Annotated in this window: 17 protein-coding genes; 10 read left to right on the top strand and 7 right to left on the bottom strand. The window is 65.7% G+C overall.

What is annotated here, in order from left to right; genetic code table 11:
• The 5 genes from ACP7AX_RS13805 to ACP7AX_RS13785 all read left to right on the top strand — a co-directional run.
• On the top strand, positions 1-360 hold a 360-nt coding region (locus tag ACP7AX_RS13805; RefSeq protein WP_426227043.1), incomplete at its 5' end, for a sugar phosphate isomerase/epimerase family protein.
• Complete coding sequence (locus ACP7AX_RS13800) at positions 357-1,505, top strand: Gfo/Idh/MocA family protein (RefSeq protein WP_426227041.1); 1,149 nt, start codon at positions 357-359, stop codon at positions 1,503-1,505. The genes ACP7AX_RS13805 and ACP7AX_RS13800, both read left to right, overlap by 4 nt.
• 8 nt (positions 1,506-1,513) lie before the next feature.
• On the top strand, positions 1,514-2,779 hold the full coding sequence (locus ACP7AX_RS13795) for a Gfo/Idh/MocA family protein (protein ID WP_426227039.1): 1,266 nt from the start codon (positions 1,514-1,516) through the stop codon (positions 2,777-2,779).
• 1 nt (position 2,780) lies between these two features.
• Positions 2,781-3,776: a sugar phosphate isomerase/epimerase family protein gene (locus tag ACP7AX_RS13790; RefSeq protein ID WP_426227037.1), complete on the top strand. Its 996-nt coding sequence runs from the start codon at positions 2,781-2,783 to the stop codon at positions 3,774-3,776.
• Between the two features lie 29 nt (positions 3,777-3,805).
• Positions 3,806-4,339 (top strand): GNAT family N-acetyltransferase, encoded by a 534-nt coding sequence (locus ACP7AX_RS13785; protein WP_426227035.1) that lies wholly within the window; start codon positions 3,806-3,808, stop codon positions 4,337-4,339.
• Between the two features lie 29 nt (positions 4,340-4,368).
• Here the strand turns inward: ACP7AX_RS13785 and ACP7AX_RS13780 are convergent, their stop codons facing one another.
• A complete protein-coding gene (locus ACP7AX_RS13780; RefSeq protein WP_426227033.1) occupies positions 4,369-6,516 on the bottom strand; it encodes a glycogen debranching N-terminal domain-containing protein in 2,148 nt (715 codons plus the stop codon).
• 17 nt (positions 6,517-6,533) lie between these two features.
• Complete coding sequence (locus ACP7AX_RS13775; RefSeq protein WP_131684567.1) at positions 6,534-7,652, bottom strand: glycosyltransferase; 1,119 nt, start codon at positions 7,650-7,652, stop codon at positions 6,534-6,536.
• Positions 7,653-7,849: 197 nt separating this feature from the next.
• Here ACP7AX_RS13775 and ACP7AX_RS13770 point away from each other — a divergent pair, with 197 nt between their 5' ends.
• Together ACP7AX_RS13770 and ACP7AX_RS13765 are read left to right on the top strand one after the other, a co-directional pair.
• Positions 7,850-8,548, top strand: a complete 699-nt coding sequence (locus ACP7AX_RS13770) for a DsbA family protein (RefSeq protein WP_131684677.1) — start codon at positions 7,850-7,852, stop codon at positions 8,546-8,548.
• Positions 8,549-8,586: 38 nt separating this feature from the next.
• Positions 8,587-9,228: a TetR family transcriptional regulator gene (locus tag ACP7AX_RS13765; RefSeq protein ID WP_131684568.1), complete on the top strand. Its 642-nt coding sequence runs from the start codon at positions 8,587-8,589 to the stop codon at positions 9,226-9,228.
• Between the two features lie 17 nt (positions 9,229-9,245).
• Here the strand turns inward: ACP7AX_RS13765 and ACP7AX_RS13760 are convergent, their stop codons facing one another.
• Together ACP7AX_RS13760 and ACP7AX_RS13755 are read right to left on the bottom strand one after the other, a co-directional pair.
• Positions 9,246-9,917: a LytR C-terminal domain-containing protein gene (locus tag ACP7AX_RS13760; protein ID WP_426227030.1), complete on the bottom strand. Its 672-nt coding sequence runs from the start codon at positions 9,915-9,917 to the stop codon at positions 9,246-9,248.
• Complete coding sequence (locus ACP7AX_RS13755; protein WP_181365168.1) at positions 9,910-10,209, bottom strand: type II toxin-antitoxin system VapB family antitoxin; 300 nt, start codon at positions 10,207-10,209, stop codon at positions 9,910-9,912. The genes ACP7AX_RS13760 and ACP7AX_RS13755 overlap by 8 nt, the downstream gene beginning before the upstream one ends.
• Positions 10,210-10,357: 148 nt before the next feature.
• Between ACP7AX_RS13755 and ACP7AX_RS13750 the strand changes: the two genes are divergently transcribed.
• Both ACP7AX_RS13750 and ACP7AX_RS13745 read left to right on the top strand, forming a co-directional pair.
• Positions 10,358-11,287, top strand: a complete 930-nt coding sequence (locus ACP7AX_RS13750; protein ID WP_131684570.1) for a hypothetical protein — start codon at positions 10,358-10,360, stop codon at positions 11,285-11,287.
• 308 nt (positions 11,288-11,595) lie between these two features.
• Positions 11,596-13,011, top strand: coding sequence for a stealth family protein (locus ACP7AX_RS13745; protein WP_426227068.1), 1,416 nt, complete (start codon positions 11,596-11,598; stop codon positions 13,009-13,011).
• Positions 13,012-13,053: 42 nt separating this feature from the next.
• Here ACP7AX_RS13745 and ACP7AX_RS13740 read toward each other — a convergent pair whose 3' ends face one another.
• The 3 genes from ACP7AX_RS13740 to ACP7AX_RS13730 form a co-directional block, all read right to left on the bottom strand.
• Positions 13,054-13,998 carry a phosphodiesterase gene (locus ACP7AX_RS13740; RefSeq protein ID WP_426227027.1) on the bottom strand — a complete coding sequence of 315 codons (945 nt, stop codon included), beginning with the start codon at positions 13,996-13,998 and terminating at the stop codon, positions 13,054-13,056.
• A gap of 163 nt (positions 13,999-14,161) precedes the next feature.
• Positions 14,162-14,647: a glutathione peroxidase gene (locus ACP7AX_RS13735; RefSeq protein WP_131684572.1), complete on the bottom strand. Its 486-nt coding sequence runs from the start codon at positions 14,645-14,647 to the stop codon at positions 14,162-14,164.
• A 78-nt stretch (positions 14,648-14,725) separates the two neighbouring features.
• Positions 14,726-16,123, bottom strand: a complete 1,398-nt coding sequence (locus tag ACP7AX_RS13730; protein ID WP_426227025.1) for a peptidoglycan DD-metalloendopeptidase family protein — start codon at positions 16,121-16,123, stop codon at positions 14,726-14,728.
• Between the two features lie 229 nt (positions 16,124-16,352).
• Here ACP7AX_RS13730 and ACP7AX_RS13725 point away from each other — a divergent pair, with 229 nt between their 5' ends.
• Positions 16,353-17,270, top strand: coding sequence for an oxygenase MpaB family protein (locus ACP7AX_RS13725; protein WP_426227023.1), 918 nt, complete (start codon positions 16,353-16,355; stop codon positions 17,268-17,270).
• Positions 17,271-17,358 lie beyond the last annotated feature (88 nt).

Here is a 17,358-nt window from a genome sequence, read left to right as displayed (position 1 = left end):
CTCCTCGATCCTGAACTCGTCCTCGAGGTGGACACGTACTGGGTGGCCGTGGGCGGCCAGGACCCCGTGGACATCCTCACCAAGCTCGGGGACCGGGTGAAGCTCATCCACATCAAGGACGGGCCGCTGACCAACGACACCAAGGCACAGTTGCCGGCCGGGAAGGGCAAGGTGCCCGTGCTGGCCGTCATTGCCGCGGCGAAGTCCCTGGAGACCGGCGTCGTGGAATTTGATGACTATGACGGGGACATTTTTAAAGGGATCGCCGAGAGCCTCGCCTTCCTGAACGCCGCCGACGCCGCCAACGCTGCCGGTGCTGCCGCTGCCCGTGCCGCCGCACCGCAAGGCGGCAAGGCATGAGCGGCACAGCACCCGCCGGTGCAGGAAATTCAGGCGCAGCCTCTGGCCGGGGGCCGGTGGGTGTCGCCGTCATCGGCGCCGGAAACATCAGCAAGCAGTACCTGGACAACCTCACGGTCTTCCCCGACCTCAAAGTGCTTGTCATCGCCGACCTGTTCGAAGAAGCCGCCAAGGCCCGCGCCCAGGAATACGGCATCCCCGAGTGGGGCGGCGTGGACGCTGCGCTGAACCACCCCGAGGTTGAAATCATCGTCAACCTGACCATCCCGGCAGCCCACGTCGAGGTGGCCACCGCCGCCGTCCACGCCGGCAAACACGTCTGGACCGAAAAGCCGTTCTCCCTGGACCGCGAGTCCGGCCTCGGCCTGCTCAAAACCGCCGACGACGCCGGGATCCGCCTCGGCTGCGCCCCGGACACCTTCCTCGGCGCCGGGCTGCAGACCGCACGCCGAATCATCGAACGCGGCGACATCGGCACCCCACTGACCGCCATGACCACGTTCCAGACCCCCGGCCCGGAATCCTGGCACCCCAACCCGGCCTTCCTCTTCCAGTCCGGCGCAGGGCCGCTGTTCGACATGGGCCCGTACTACCTCACCACCCTGATCCAGACATTCGGCTCCATCCGCAAGGTCGCCGCCATCGGATCCAAAGCCAAAGAGGTCCGCGTCATCGGCTCCGGGCCCAAGGCCGGGCAGGAATTCACCGTCGAGGTCCCCACCCACGTCTCCGCGATGGCGCAGTTCGAAAACGGGGCCTCCTCCCACAGCGTCTTCTCCTTCGAATCCCCGCGCTCCCGCATGGGCTTCGTGGAAATCACCGGCACCGAGGCCACACTCTCCCTGCCGGACCCCAACCATTTCGACGGCGACCTCCGGCTCTGGCACGCAGGGGACGAGGCCTGGACCACCGTTCCCGCAACCGGACCGGCGAAGGGCCGCGGCATGGGCGTCCTGGACATGGCCCGCTCCCTGCGCGCCGGCGTCCCCCACCGCGCCACCGGCAACCTCGCCTACCACGTCCTGGACACCATGGTCTCGATCACCGAATCCATGGAATCCGGCACCTTCGTGGACGTCACCAGCACCGCTCCCGCCTCCCCGGCCGTCCCCGAGGACTGGGCACCCGAAACAGCCACCCTCTAGGAATTGCCATGACTGCACCGGATTCACTCCCCGCCAACCCGCAGCCGCACCCAAAACTGGGTGTGGCGATGATCGGCTACGCGTTTATGGGCAAGGCCCATTCCAATGCCTGGCGCAACGTGGCCAGCTACTTTGACGTGCCGGCGTTCGAGCAGAAAGTCCTGGTGGGCAGGGATGCCACCGGGGTGGCCGAAGCCGCGGCGAAGTACGGCTGGGCTGAGACGGCCTCCGACTGGCGAACGGTCCTGGAACGGGACGACATCCACATCATCGATATCTGCGCACCCGGCTGGCTGCACGCGGAGATCGCCATCGCAGCGCTCGAGGCGGGCAAGCACGTGCTCCTGGAGAAGCCGCTCGCCAACACCCTGGCCGAGGCTGAAGCCATGGCCACCGCGGCCCAGGCCGCCCGCGCCCGGGGCGTCCAGTCGATGGTGGGGTTCACCTACCGCCGCGTCCCGGCCCTTGCCCTGGCGAAGGAACTCATCGCCGAAGGCAGGCTCGGCACCGTCCGGCACGTCCGCGCCGCCTACCTCCAGGACTGGCTTGCGGACGAAACAGCGCCCATGACCTGGCGGCTCAGAAAGGAATCGGCCGGGTCCGGGGCCCTCGGCGACATCGCCTCCCACGCCATCGATCAGGTCCTGTTCCTGCTCGGGGACACGGCCACGGAAGTCTCGGGCCGGACGCACACGTTCACCACGCAACGCCCCAGTGCAAGCGGTCCCAAGGCAGGGCTGGAGGATGTAACGGTCGACGACGCCGCCTGGGCAACGCTGTCCCTCGCCTCCGGGGCAATCGCCTCAGTGGAGGTCTCCCGGGTAGCCACCGGCCAGAAGAACTCGCTGCAAGTGGAGATCTACGGCGACAAAGGCTCCCTGATGTTCGATCTCGAGAACCTTAACGAGCTCCGTTTCCTCGACGCCACCGCGCCGGCCCGGGAACAGGGCTTCCGCCGGATCCTGGTCACCGAACCCGAACACCCCTACCTGGACGCCTGGTGGCCGCAGGGCCACATCATCGGCTGGGAACACGGCTTCACCCATCAGGCCCGCGATTTCCTGCTGGCCATCGGCACCGGAACCCCGCCCTCGCCGTCGTTCGAGGACGGACTCGCCGTTCAGCGGATCCTGGCCGCCATCGAGGAATCCGCCGCCGCGAAAAGCACCCTCATCGAACTGGCCGCCGCCGTCCAGCCCGCAGCCAAGACCCCCGCACCCAACGTCCCCAACGCCTCCGCCCCCGCAGCCAACGCCCCCGCAGAAGGAGCCTGACATGCCCCGTCCCTATACCCTGTTCACCGGCCAGTGGGCCGACCTCCCCTTCGAGGAAGTCGCCCGCCTGGCGTCCGGCTGGGGCTACGACGGCCTGGAAATAGCCGTCTCGGGTGACCACCTGGACGCCTGGCGCTGGGACGAACCCGGCTACGTCGAGTCCAAACTCGCCGTCCTGGACAAATACAACCTCAAGGTCTGGGCCATCTCCAACCACCTCAAAGGCCAGGCCGTGTGCGATGACCCCATCGACTTCCGCCACGAAGCCATCGTCGGGGCAAAAGTGTGGGGCGATGGCGATCCCGAAGGCGTCCGCCAACGCGCCGCAGAGGAAATGAAGCACACCGCCCGGCTCGCCAAAGCCCTCGGCGTGGACACCGTCGTCGGGTTCACCGGCTCTTCCATCTGGCAGTACGTGGCGATGTTCCCGCCCGTCCCGCCTGACGTGATCGAGGCCGGCTACCAGGACTTCGCGGACCGCTGGAACCCCATCCTGGACGTCTTCGACGAATGCGGGGTCCGCTTCGCCCACGAAGTCCACCCCTCCGAGATCGCCTACGACTACTGGACCACCGTCCGCACCCTCGAAGCGATCGGCCACCGCGAAGCGTTCGGCCTGAACTGGGACCCCTCCCACATGATGTGGCAGGGCATCGACCCCGTCTCCTTCATCTGGGACTTCAAAGACCGGATCTACCACGTGGACTGCAAGGACACCAAGCTCCGCCCCACCGGCCGGAACACCGTCATGGGCTCCCACCTGCCCTGGGGCGACCCCCGCCGCGGCTGGGACTTCGTCTCCGCCGGCCGCGGCGACGTCCCCTGGGAATCCTCCTTCCGCGCCCTCACCGCCATCGGCTACACCGGCCCCATCTCCATCGAATGGGAAGACGCCGGCATGGACCGCCTCCACGGCGCCCCCGAAGCCCTCGCCGCACTCAAAAAATTCGACTTCCCGGCGTCGAACACCTCCTTCGACGCCGCCTTCAAGCAGTAACACCCGGCGGCGGGATTTAGACTGCGTGCATGACCCACACCATCCGGAAGGCAACAGCGGACGACGCCGGCCCGCTCGCCGCCCTTGCGGCGGTCACCTTTCCGCTCGCGTGCCCGCCGTCGGCGTCACCGGAAGACATTGCCGCCCACCTGGCCAACACGCTCAGCGAAAAGCACTTTAGGGACTATCTGGCGGACCCGGCGGTCACCATCCTGGTTATTGATTCCGTTGGCGGCCTGCGCGGCTACAGCCTGCTGGTGGACAGGCCCACCCAGGACCCGGATGTGACTGCCGCGCTGAAGCTCCTGCCGTCCGTAGAGCTCAGCAAGTGCTACGTCCATCCGGAGCATCATGGGCTGGGTGCCGCGGCGGAACTGATGCATGCCAGCCTGCAGGCCGCCGCGGAAACCGGGGCGGCCGGCGTCTGGCTGGGCGTGAACAGCCAGAACGCCCGCGCCATCAGGTTCTACGAAAAGTCAGGCTTCCGCAAGGTGGGAAGCAAGTCATTCCGGCTGGGCACCACAGTGGAACACGATTTTGTCCTGGAGCGCGCCGTTCCCTGACACCCTATTCCGCGGCACCAAGGCGCTCCCTAGTCGCCGGCCCGACCGCCCAGGCGTTCGTCCAGCGGTGGACGGGGCTCCTTCAGCAGCTTCAGTCCAGGAGGCAGGCCCTCGATGCTGCCTTCAGTCCGGTTCGCGCTGATGGTGATCCGGGCATGTCCCAGGCGGACGTTTTCGGCCCTGAAGTCACCTTTTTCCTCGGCCAGGATCGGGGCAAGGTGGACCACCCCCTGGGTGAAGTCCGGATCGAAGCGGAGCAGGATCCGGGCGAGCTGGATGGGTGCCGCCGCTGCCCAGGCCTGCGGGGAACACGCCGTCGGATACGGGACGGGACCGTAGAACTCCGATCTGTCGAACCCGCAGAACAGTTCAGGCAACTGACCGTCGAAATGGGCTGCAGCATCGAAGATCCCCCGGGCCAGCCGCTTGGCCTCGGCCACAAAACCGTAGCGCATCAGGCCGGTGGCCACGAGTGCCGAGTCGTGCGGCCAGACCGATCCGTTGTGATAGCTCACCGGGTTGTAGGCGCCCATGTTCGAAGCAAGGGTCCTTATCCCCCAGCCACTGAACATCTCCGGCGACATCAGGTGCTCCACCACTGACGGAGCCTTGTCCTCGTCAACGATGCCCACCCAAAGGCAGTGGCCCATGTTTGACGTACAGGCGTCCACCGGATTTTTGTCCTTGTCCAGCGCCACGGCGAAGTAGCCCTTGTCCGGCAGCCAGAACTTCTCGTTGAAGGCCTTCTTCAGCGTGGCAGCACGCTCGGCCCAGTAGAGCTCCTTTTCGGTGTCACCGGCCGAACGTGCCAGCAGGGAGCGGGCCACATAGGCGGAATAGACATACCCCTGGACCTCGCACAGCGCGGTAGGAGGCTCAGCCATCCGCCCGTCCGCAAAGTTGATCCCGTCCCAGGAATCCTTCCACCCCTGGTTGAGCAGCCCATGTGGATTCGGACGCATGTACTCCACAAAGCCGTCACCGTCACGGTCCCCGTACTTCTCCATCCACTCCAGGGCCCTGTCGGCATGCGGCAGCAGGGATTCGATGATGTCGTCCGAGAGGCCCCAACGGCTGAGCTCGCCCAGTACGCTGACAAACAGGGGCGTGGCATCCGCAGTGCCGTAATACGCTGTTCCGCCCAGTGCCATGCCCGCCGTTACGCCCAGCCTGACCTCATGCGGAATGCGGCCGGGCTCTTCTTCGGAATCATTGTCCACCTTGGTCCCCTGGATGGAGGCCAGCGTCTGGAGGGTGCCCACTGCCAGCGTGGAATCGACCAGCAGGGACATGTACGAGGAAAGCAGTGAGTCCCGCCCGAAGAGCGCCATGAACCAGGGCGCACCGGCGGCAACGGCCGCACGGTCGGGGTGTTCGGCGTCGAAAATCCGCAGCGATCCCAGATCAGCCTGGCTCCTCAACAGGGTTTCTTCAATGTTCCTGTCCTCCACGGAGATCCGCGGGACATTTTCCTCCCAGGCGAGGTGCCGCTGCACGCCCTCCCGGTGCCGGGGCAGTCCGGCCTCCGTGAAGGGCTCCTTGGGAGCCACGCCGTTGACCAAGGGGACCACAATGACTGATGTGGACCACTTGCCCCTTGCCGGGATGGTTGCCCGGAAACGCAAAGCGTCAGCAGTGACTTCGGCGCCCGCGGCCCGCACCGCTGACCCGCGGCGCTGGCCATCCCGGACTGCTTCGAGCAGAAGCTCGCCGTCGCGGACACTTCTCGTTAAGGTGGCCTCGGTGCTCAGGCGGCCACCCTTGACATCGAAGAGGTCAGCCTGGTCAGCATCCACCAGGAGCTCGATCTCGCAGTCGACACTCTCCGCGGAGTAGTTCTCCAGGGTGATGTCGTCCTGCAGGCCCGGTCCGATGTGGCGGTCCTGGCGGACAACCAGCGGGCTGTCGAACCTGCCATCCGGCCATTTTGCCCTGCCCACGAAAGTGGCCTCATAGGCATCGGGACGGTGCGCCACGAGGGGTTCGCGCAGCGCACCGTTGATACGCAGAATCCAACGGGACACAATCCGGGTGTCCTGATAGAAAGCCCCGTTGGTGCCGCCCTCAGGGCTGATGTCGCCACTGGAGGCGGAAATGCAGAACGAGGACCCTTCCACGAGGGTTACTGCATCGGCTCCGCCGATATCGGCTTCCGTGTCGGCGTTCCAGGCGGTCATTTGGTGCTCTCCTTACCTCATGGCCGCCGGGTGGTGATCGGGCTCGGTTCCGGCGTCCGGATGACGGTTCCCCGTACTCGATTCTGGTGCAAGTGCGAACCATCCGGAACCCCCGGGAGCTGACTCTTTTCCAGCAGTTTTGCGTACAGGTCCAGGTGGTTGGCAATCATCTTCTCGGTACTGAACTGCTTCAGCGCCCGGTCCCTGCAGTGCGCCCTGTCCAGCGATGCCGCCAGCGGAAGGAACCGGTGCAGCTCCTCTGTTTGGCCCAGGTATCCGGTCTTTCCGTGGTCCACAATTTCAGGGGCGGAGCCGATCAGCGTGCCCACCACAGGGGTGCCTGTGGACAGGGATTCAATCATCACCAGGCCGAACGGCTCGGACCACTGGATGGGATTCAGGAACGCCACCGCCTCACCCATCAGGCGGTACTTGTCCGCGTCCGCCAGTTCGCCAAGGAATTCCTCGTTGGCACCCAGGAGCGGCTCAATGGCGGAGCGGAAGTACTCGATCTCGTCGGGTTCGCGCATCTTGGCGGCTATGCGCAGCGGAATGTCCGCAGCGCGGGCAATATGGATTGCTTCAAGCACACCCTTGTCCGGGCACATCCTGCCAACAAAGCAGACGTAGCCGCCCTTCCCCGAACCGACCGGCACTGCAGCAACGTCCATTCCGTGGTGGATCACCCGGGTGACAGGGACGTCCGGCACCCGGGAGGTCTGATCGCGCGAGATGCCGATGATGGCTGTATCGGCTGCCATGGCGCGGTACAGGTCCGCCGACGCCGGGATGAGCGGGCCGTGGATGGTGGTGACCACCGGCGGGGCCCCCCGCCGGGCGGTGCACAGTGGTCCGGCCAGAGTGTGATCGTGGATGATGTCGACGTCAGCCAGGCCTTCATAAGCCCGGATGACATGGCTGAGCTCCGAGAGCGTAAACCCAAGTTCCGCCGGCTCCGATGGCCGCATATTGGGGACCAGAGGAACCGGACAGGTGCTGTCCGACGACGCCGCCAACAACACCTCATGCCCCGCCGCGACGAAACCACGGGCAAGGGAGTCAACAACCCTCTCTATGCCTCCGTATCCGATTGGGGGGATCGGAATCCATGGTGCTGCAACAAGTCCTATCCGCATGCGTTTGCCTCCGGGGGATGACAGTCCAAGGTCCCCCGACCTGGCAACTGAACTTTCCTGATAGGCGTCTGCTTAACCTGTTATTCCGACTATCGCCCCACGGGAGGCACCCTGACAAGCCCCTGAAGTCCCCCCGTGTGACTAATCAGACAACCGCCGCCGGGAATGGCGGCCGGCGGCGGGCAGTTGTGGCTGACATGAAGATTGAGATCTGGTCAGACGTCGCGTGTCCCTGGTGCTACATCGGCAAGCGCCGTTTCGAAGCCGCCCTGTCCGGCTTCGAGCACCGCGGTTCCGTGGACGTCACGTGGCGCAGCTACCAGCTGGACCCGGCCCTGCCGGAGCACTACGACGGCTCGGAGCTGGACTACCTGAGCACCCGGAAGGGCATCGCCCCTCAGCAGGTCTCGCAAATGTTCAACCACGTCACGGAGCAGGCCAAGGGTGAGGGCCTTGACTACCGTTTCGACAAGGTTGTGGTGGCCAACAGCTTCACGGCCCACCGGCTGATCCACCTCGCAGCTGCCCATGGCAAGCAGGATGCGGCCAAGGAGCGCCTGCTCAGCGATCACTTCGAGCACGGCCAGGACATCGGCAGCGCTGAATACCTCACGAGGCTGGGCCACGAGCTGGGCATCGACGCAGCGGAAGTGGCCGGGCTCTTCACCACGGACAAATACGCCGACGACGTCCGTTCCGACTTCGAGGAGGCCCGCGCCCTGGGCATCAGCGGCGTCCCGTTCTTTGTGATCGACCGCAAGTTCGGGCTCTCCGGCGCCCAGCCGGTCGAGACATTCGCCACCGCACTCAACCAGGCCTGGCAGGACGCCAATCCACTGGTCCTGGTCAACTCTGCGGACGGCGAAGCATGCGGCCCCGATGGCTGCGCAGTCTGATAACAGATTTTACTGACACATCGCGGTAAAGTGTCTGCATGCCCAGGATTTCGGCGGCCACCAACGCCGCGCAACGCGCCGAGACGCAACGCCGGGTCCTGACAGCCTTCGGCGAGCTTTTATTCACTCACGGCCTGCCGGGGCTGACCATGACGGACGTCGCCCGGCACGCAGGCGTAGGGCGCACCGCGGTGTACAACTACTACGCCGATATCGAAGAACTCCTGATCGCCTATGCACTGGATGAGACCGAGCGCTTCCTCGCAGAGCTGCGGGAATCCCTGGCCCGGCTGGAGAACCCGGTGGAGCGGCTGGCACTGTACGTCCGCACCCAGGTGGAGGATCTAAGCCGCCGCCACCTTCCGCCGGGCCCTGCAATGGCGGCGGTACTCTCGCCGTCGTCCTTTGCCAAACTGGCCGACCACGTGGGCGAGCTGAGCATCATGCTGCAAGGCATCCTCCGGGACGCCATGGCGCAGGGCTACCTGCCGGAAGCGGACATCAGCCAGCAGGCGCAGCTCATTCACGGCACGCTCTCCTCCAGTGCCGCCCGCGGCAGCAACGAACCCGCTGAACTGGAGGCCCGGATCACCCGCACGGTGCGCTTCATCCTGTTGGGTGCCGGCGCCAGGTTCAACGCCGACGGCACTCCCCGCCGCGTTGATCATCCGCTTGCCTGACCCCGAAAAACCAGCTCTTACGGCTTGGGGCCGGCTGTCGGAATGGCCGGCCATTTGGCGTCGTCAGCGATCCGCCGGCTTTCCCGGGGGCAACTGAGCGGCCCGGGCGTCTGGTCCACCGTGTCAGCCGCGGCAAGTGCTTTGAAGTCCCCCGCCAGAACCAGGTCCACACTCGTGTCCGTGCGGTCGTCCTGGAAGTAGTCCGAACCCGGCACGTTCCGCTGGACGCTGAACGCTGCGGACTGGCCGGCCGCTCCGGACAGCACCGCGGCAACTCCGCGGTAGCCGGCGTCGGTGTTGGCAACGGCCCCCACCACGAACTTCCTGCCGAGCAGGGCATCGGCCACCGTCCTGGCCAGGCCCGGGCGGCTGGTGGAGTTGTACACGTTGAGGTTGATCTGCTCGTTGGGGGTGTAATCGAAGGTGGCGGCGGGGCAGATGGACGCCGGTTCATCGCTGACCTCGGTAGCCGGAATCCGGAGCTGGCCGCTCACGATGGCCACAGCGGTGATAATCGCGCCCACAATCAGGCCCAGCAGCAGCACCAGCACCACGCCATGCACCACCCGGCGGCGCAGCCTGCCGGGGTCGTCAGGGTCCCCCGCCGCCTCAAAGGTTGCCCGCAGTTCAGGCCCGGTCACCACACGGTGGCCGTGTAGGACGCTGACGTCCTTCGGCTTCCTAGCCATCGATCACCAACACGCGGGCGTGGATGGCGGTCCGCTGGTGCAGCGCGGTGCGGACGGCCCGGTGCAGGCCGTCCTCGAGGTAGAGCGTGCCCTGGTATTGCACCACGTGGGGAAATAGATCCCCGAAGAAGGTGGAGTCCTCGGCCAGGAGGGCCTCAAGGTCCAGCGTCCGCTTGGTGGTCACCAGCTCGTCCAGGCGGACGGGGCGCGGCGGAAGCGATGCCCATTGTTTGGGCGTGTTGTAGCCATGGTCGGGGTACGGGCGTCCTTCGCCCACAGCTTTGAAGATCACCATGCCACACTAGGCATGTTGGCCTCCCAAGAGAAGTGTCAGGCCCGCAGCACCTTCAGGTTGTAGCCAAACAGTGACCATCCGTCACATCACGGGGACTTGGGCAGCCGGCACAGGCACGGCCGCGGCGGGCTGACAGAATGGAGCCATGACTGCACCCGAGTTCCCTGCCGGTTCCACGCCGGGCGTCCGCCTGCCGTCCGCACCGCCGCTGGCCCTCCTGCTCGACGTCGACGGCCCGGTGGCCAGCCCGGTGACCCGCAACGTAAAACCTGAGATCATCGCAGACCTGGTGGCCCTCGCAGCGGCCGGCATCCCGGTGGTTTTCAATACCGGGCGCTCCGATGCTTTCATCAGGGAGCAGGTCATGGAACCGATGATCGCCGCCGGCATTCCCGCCGGAACCCTCATCCACGCCATCTGCGAAAAGGGTGCCGTCTGGTTCAGCTACACCGCGGCCGGGCCCGGCCCCATCCATGTGGACCACGATTTGGCCGTGCCCCAGTCCTACGGCGACGACGTCCGCAGGCTGGTGGCCGAGGACTTCTCCGCCCACATGTTCTTCGACGAAACCAAGCGGGCCATGGTGTCCGTGGAGCAGCACATCGAGGTCGCTTCCGCTGAATACCTGGCGGAACAGAAGCTCTTCGACGCCGAGGCCATGGAGCTCATGGCCAGGCACGGCCTGGGTGTGGTCCGGCTGGACCACCACGAGCCGAACTCCGACGACGAGGTGGACTACCGTGTGGATCCCACCATCATCTCCACGGACATCGAGTCCGTGCGGCTGGGCAAGGACCTGGGCGCCAGCCGCGCCGTTGAACTCCTGGCGGCGCAGGGCATCACCCCGCAGGCATGGCGGACCGTGGGAGATTCCCGCACCGATTACGCCATGGCCGACTGGCTGCACCACAACGACCACCCGGTCAAGCACGTGGACGTCCGCCCGGCGGACGGCGTCCCGGTGAAGCCCTACGAGGTGCTGACCGCCACGGACCTGGGGCTCGGGGAAGACGTGATTCACGACGACGCCGGCGGCGCTTTCCTGCGCAGCTGGCGGGAGGCAGCGGCGGGCTGAGTCCGTTCCCGGCGGCCTTCCCCGGATGGGTTCCCCGGCTTGGATCCGGCCGCCTGAGGCCTGCTGCTTGGCGGTGCCGCTATTATTCAAGATAGAACCATTACCATTCAGCGGCGACGGAGACAACCATTACAGAAGCACCTGTCCAGGACGAGATCTATTACGGTGGCCAGGCGTCCGTAGAAGTGCGGAGCCATGCGGAGGTGACATCTCCGGCCGCCGAGGCACGGCTGAAGCACCGGCCGGACGTTGTCCGCCACAAGGGCAGGTTTGCCCTGATCAACCACAACCGGACGCCGTACCAGGCCATGGTGGAGGACCTGTTGTTCCTTCGTGGTGTCCTCGCGGCCGAAGGCTTGGATTACCTGCTGGTCAGGGGCAACAGCGACCGTCCCGTCATCGCCCTGGACTGGAAGGACCGCAAAAAGCTCCGGGCCGCCCTTGTGAAGGCCTGCCGCAACGAACCGGTCTACTCCATGACGGTTGACGCGAAAAAGAAGTCCTCTGTGCTGGTCGCCGATGGCGAGCTCTCGCCCAACAGGCAGGCGCGCATCTTCCGTCTCTACCGTCCCCGCGTCGAGCCTGACGGCGGTTTCGAATTCGGTTCCTCCGCCGGCGTCCAGATTGAGCTGTGGAGCTTCGAGGGTGATCAGCTGATCCTCCCGATCGAAAACTCACTGACGCGCCGCACCATGCTGAGCCAGGACGCGGTCCGCGGGACGGTGGAGCGCTACGGGCACACGTGGCCCACCATCGAGAACATGTTCGCCGATCACGCCAGCGACATCAGCTTCGACATCGATCTGGTTTTCTCCTGGGTTGATGGCAGCTCCCCGGAGTACATTGCGGCCCGCCGCGCCCAGCAAAAAGACGTGGTCCTGGGCGAAGGCGACGACAGCGAAGCCCGCTTCCGGCAGATCAACGAACTCAAGTACGCCCTGCGCTCGGTGTACATGTTTGCGCCATGGATCCGCCGCATCTTCATCGCCACGGACTCCCCCGCTCCCGAATGGCTCGCCGAGCACCCGTCGGTGACCATTGTCCGCAGCGAGGAATTCTTCTCGGATCCCTCAGTGCTGCCCACCCACAACTCGCAGGCCGTCGAATGCCAGCTCCATAACATCGAAGGGCTCTCAGAGCACTTCCTCTACTCCAATGACGACATGTTCTTCGGCCGGCCCGTTGGCCCGGACATGTTCTTCACGCCGGGGGGCATCACCAAGTTCATCGAGGCCGAGACCCGGATCGGGCTGGGAGACAACGACGCCGAACGGAGCGGCTTCGAGAACGCCGCACGCGTGAACCGCAAGCTGCTCTGGAACCGCTTCGGGCGGATCACCACCCGGCACCTGGAACATTCGGCCGCCCCGCTGCGCCGCAGCGTGGTGGCAAAGATGGAACGCGAGTTCCCGGCGGAGTTCGAGAAGACGGCGGCGAGCAGGTTCCGCGCCGCTGACAACATCTCGGTCACCAACTCCTTCTACCACTACTACGCCCTGCTCACGGGCCGTGCTGTCACCCAGACCGCGGCCAAAGTGCGCTACGTGGATACCACCGCCCGCGCCGGGCTGAACTACCTGCCCAAGCTTTTGGCCAAGCGCAACATGGACTTCTTCTGCCTGAATGACGGCAGTTTCCCCGAAGTCCCGGCGGACGAGCGCGCGCAGCTGGTGACCGACTTCCTGGAGAAGTACTTCCCCATCAAGGCGCCCTGGGAGCTTTAGCCCCGTGTGGCAGGCCGCAAGTGTTGCCTGACGCTGCAGCGGTTAGCCGGCAGGCAGTCCGGCGTTGGTTGCCGCCTTGGTTCCTGCCTTCAGTGGTGCCTTCGCCGATTCCGGAATCGTGACCCCGGCGTCGGCAAGGCGCCGAGTGGTCTCCTCTGCGGTGACGTACTCGCCCACAGTGAGGGCACTGCCCAAAGGAACAACCGAGTGGACAATGGTGTGCTCGTAAACGTGGACCAGGTTGAATGACTGACCGGCGTCGCGGCCGCGCGTGCCACCCACCGGCACGTTGAGGTCCTGCGTGTAGCACGAGGCTGAGGCCACCGAGACGGGCACTCCGGCGAAGCTGGCAGTGGTCGAATAGTGCAGGTGGCCGGCCAGGATGGTGCGGACGTCCGAGTTACGGACCACCGCGGCCAGGGACGCCTGGTCCCGGAGCTCCACCAAGACGGAAAGGTCCAGGACGGACGGAACCGGCGGGTGGTGCAAGGCGAGGATGGTGCCGTCCGGGGCCGGAGTCTCAAGCTCCCGGCTCAGCCATTCCAGTTGTGCGGCGCTCAGTTCGCCATGATGGTAGCCCGGCACAGAGGTATCCATGGTGATGACGCGGAGCCCGTTGAGGTAATAGCTGTGGTCCACGGGCTCGTCGGTTCCCACCTGGTCGAGCAGGCCCTTGCGGAAGTTTGCCCGGTTGTCATGGTTTCCCATGGCCCAGATGACCTTGGCGCCCATGTCCCTGCAGGCTGGCTCCACGATGGCCCGGAGCTTGGCATAGGCCTCGGCCTCGCCCTTGTCCGCCAGATCGCCGGTGAAGATGACTGCTTCAGGCCTGGCGCCGGATGCCCTGACTTCCTCAAAAAGCTGTACGAGCCTGGCTTCGCTGTCAACTGAGCCGTAAAGAGGTTCCGGACCCCCCATCAGATGGGGATCGCTCAGGTGGAGAAGGAAGTGGCGTGGCCGGGGGTGTTCGGCCTCGATGTGCTTCATTGCTACCTCTATGGTCGGCGGGAAGCGGCTCTTCCCTTCTACCTTCAGTACGCCCAATCCAACCAGACATTTGGCAAACATTAGGCAAATCGCCGCTGCCGTGTTGGAAAAAGGCAAAAGAATTACGGCCGGGACATGTCCGGGGTGGACTGCCCGGCACCTTTCAGGACAGGACCTCCTCTATCGCGTCAATGATCTCGGCGGAATCCGGTTCAACTGCGGGCGCGAAGCGGGCCACCACTTTGCCCTCGCGGTTGACCAGGAACTTTTCGAAGTTCCACTTGACGAGTCCGGGCAACAGGCCGGACTTGAATTTTGTCAGCTCTGAATACAGCGGGTGCTGGTTCTTGCCCCGCACATCCGCTTTGGAGGTCAGCGGAAATGTGACGCCGAAGTTCCGTTCGCAGAATTCCGCGATTTCAGCGTCGTCTCCGGGTTCCTGGCCGGCGAACTGGTTGCACGGGACGCCCAGGACCTCCAGGCCACGGTCACGGAACTTGCCGTAGAGGGTCTCGAGACCTGCGTACTGCTGGGTGAAGCCGCAGTTGGAAGCAACGTTAACCACCAGCACAGCGTTGCCGTTGAAACGGCCAAAATCGGTCTCCGAGCCGTCGTTAAGCGTGAGGGGGATGGAGTACAGGTCAGTCATGAGGGGTCCTCCCGAAGTGGTCATACGTGTGATTCGTTGCCAAGGGGCCATCGTACGGGTCCATTCTGGAGCCTCCTCTCAGGATCCGGCCGTCGGGGACGGGGTAGCTTCCGTGGTGACCGGATCCGCCGTCGGAGACTCGGTGGGCGGCGCCTCCTCGGTCGTCAACGTGGGCGTTGGCGTTGGCGTCGGGGTCGGCGTGGGCGTGGGCGTCTGCGTCCGCTCGGCCCTCCTTCGGTCGCGCCAATCGCTGTACGTCGGCGACGGCGTGGCCGTGGGGGTCTCGGCCGAAGAGTCCGACGGCGACGCGGTGGCCTCCGTTGTGGGGGTGGGCGATCCCGGGGTAGGCGTCCCTGTCCCGGACGGAGACGTGGACGGATCTTCCGACGTCGGCGCTGGTGTCTCTGTCTCAGTGGGCGTGGGCGTCACTGTCCCGGACGGCGTGGAGGGGTCGGAGGGCGAGGCAGTGCCGGACGGCGAAGCAGTTTCGGAGGGCGAAGCAGTTTCGGAGGGCGAAGCAGTGCCGGACGGCGTGGAAGTGTCCGACGGCGACGCGGTGGGCGTGGGTGCCTGTGTTTCCGGGGCGGGGGTGGTTGGGTCAGGGCTGGGCGGATCGGGCAGCTCGTGCTCCCCGAACAGCACCGTGTGGCTATGGTCCGTGGCTACTGGAATAGCCCAGCGGAGGGTTTCCACAGCCGGGGATGGAGGCCTGGCCGCGAAACTCTCCATGGCGATCTCGGCCAGCTCATCCAGCTGCAGGATGGGAATCAGAACCCAGTCGAGGGGGCTGGTGTGTCTGCCGCCCAGTATGGTCTCAAAGTGAAGGTGACAGCCCGTTGACCAGCCGGTAGTCCCGACCCGCGCCACCACCTGGCCCACCTGAACGGATTCGCCGGTCTTGACGGCGATGGCTTCCAAGTGGTTGTACGTGGTGATGAGGCCGTTGCCGTGATCGATCTCCACGCGGTTGCCGCCGCCCCAGGGGTGCCACCCGGCAGCCCGCACCACCCCTGCATCAGCTGCATAGACCCTGGTGCCGCAGCGGGCTGCATAGTCCTGGCCCAGATGATAGTCACCGCCGGATCCGGTGAGCGGGCTGACCCGGTAGCCAAAGTGTGAGCTCTCATTGAGCAGTTCCAGCGGAGCCATCAGGGATCCCGCGGACGGCCGCCTCAAGCCGGCGGACGCAACATTGAGCTTGGGCTGTTCGCCTTTGGCGACCGTTGTGACAATGGTGCGGTGGAAAGGAACCAGCGCCCTGGCGTCGATCACGAAGCCACCGGCCGGCGCGGGCAGCGGCGTCTCTTCGACCGATCCGGACGGGCCGGCGGACGGCAAGGTGACCACAGGCGTGGGGTGGCCTGTGCTCAGGGCTGCCGGGCCGTCGTCGGACGTTCCGCCGGGAGGAGGGGCCCAAGGAAGGCCGAGGGCAAGGGCCGAGGCAGCAACCGCCACAGCGGCCGCGAGAAGGCGCACCGCTAAAGAGCAGGGTCCGGCGGACTCCCTATCACGGCCTGCGCCCCAATGATTTCCCACAAATCGACTCCCGGATAGACCCGCCGGACCCCAGTCGGAACAGGCGTACTCTCCCATAGCACCACATCGGACGGACCCTGTGAACCCCGGCGTCCAAGCGGTGTGGATATTTTGTGGTCACCTGCGCAGGGCCATCATTGGGGCAGCAAATCTGGGACAGAATGGGGGTATGCGCAACCTCCTCAGGGAATGGCAGGGCGAACTGAAGCGTGCGTTTACCGGCAGCACTGATGGCCCGCCGCCGTGGGTTCCGCGCCTTGCCGAAGGGGATGACCCCGGCTATCACCTGCCGGGTTCCGCGGTGTGGGCGGTGCACGGCTCCATGCCGACCATCGTTGCCGGGATCCGCGCGCTCCTGATGCAGGCCCTGCATCCTGCCGCGTTGGCCGGAGTCCACGAGCATTCGGCCTTCCGGGACGATCCCCTGGGCAGGCTTGCCCGGACCATCCGCTGGATCTTCACCGTGACGTACGGCTCGAAGGCTGCCGCAGAGGAAGCGTCGGCGCGGCTTCGGCGCCTGCACGAGCCCGTGCAGGGCAGCTTCACCAACGGCCACGGGATGCAGCGAAGCTACTCGGCCAACGATCCCGATCTGGCTCGGTGGGTCCACATCGCTTTCGTTGATGCCTTCCTGTCGGCCCACAAAATCTGGGGCGGCCCCATCCCGGGTGGCCCGGATGCCTACGTCCGCGAGTGGGCCCAGGCGGGGCGGCTGATGGGGGTGGAGGATCCGCCCCTCACCGAAGCGGAGATGCGGCAGCAACTGGACCGCTGGTACGACGCCGGTGAGCTCCGGGCAGACAGCCGGCTCGCAGAAACTGTTGAGTTCATCCGGAATCCGCCGTTGCATCCGCTGCTGCGCCCGGGCTACCGGGTGATGTTCGCAGGCGCCGTGTACAGCCTCGAGCCAAAGTACCGCCGGATGCTTGGCCTGCGCGTGCCCTCCGTGGGGCCGTTACCCCTGCCGGTGCGGTTCGCCACCAAGGCGGCTCTCGGCGTCGTCCGCCTGGCGCTGGGACGGCGCGGACCCAGCGAACTTGCTGCCCGCGAGCGGCTCAGGCGCCTCGGCTACCACTTCGACACCTGACAAGGTCACTGCCGCCTGGAACGCTTTTGTTTCGGCAGACGGCTATGCCCGGAAATGCAAAATCCCGGCCCTGACGTAGGTCAGGACC

The sequence above is a fragment of the Pseudarthrobacter sp. DSP2-3-2b1 genome, from assembly GCF_049895945.1.
In the GTDB taxonomy this organism is placed as follows: domain Bacteria; phylum Actinomycetota; class Actinomycetes; order Actinomycetales; family Micrococcaceae; genus Arthrobacter.
Note: the sequence above shows the minus strand (reverse complement) of the source record. Positions and strands in the feature narration are given on the sequence as shown.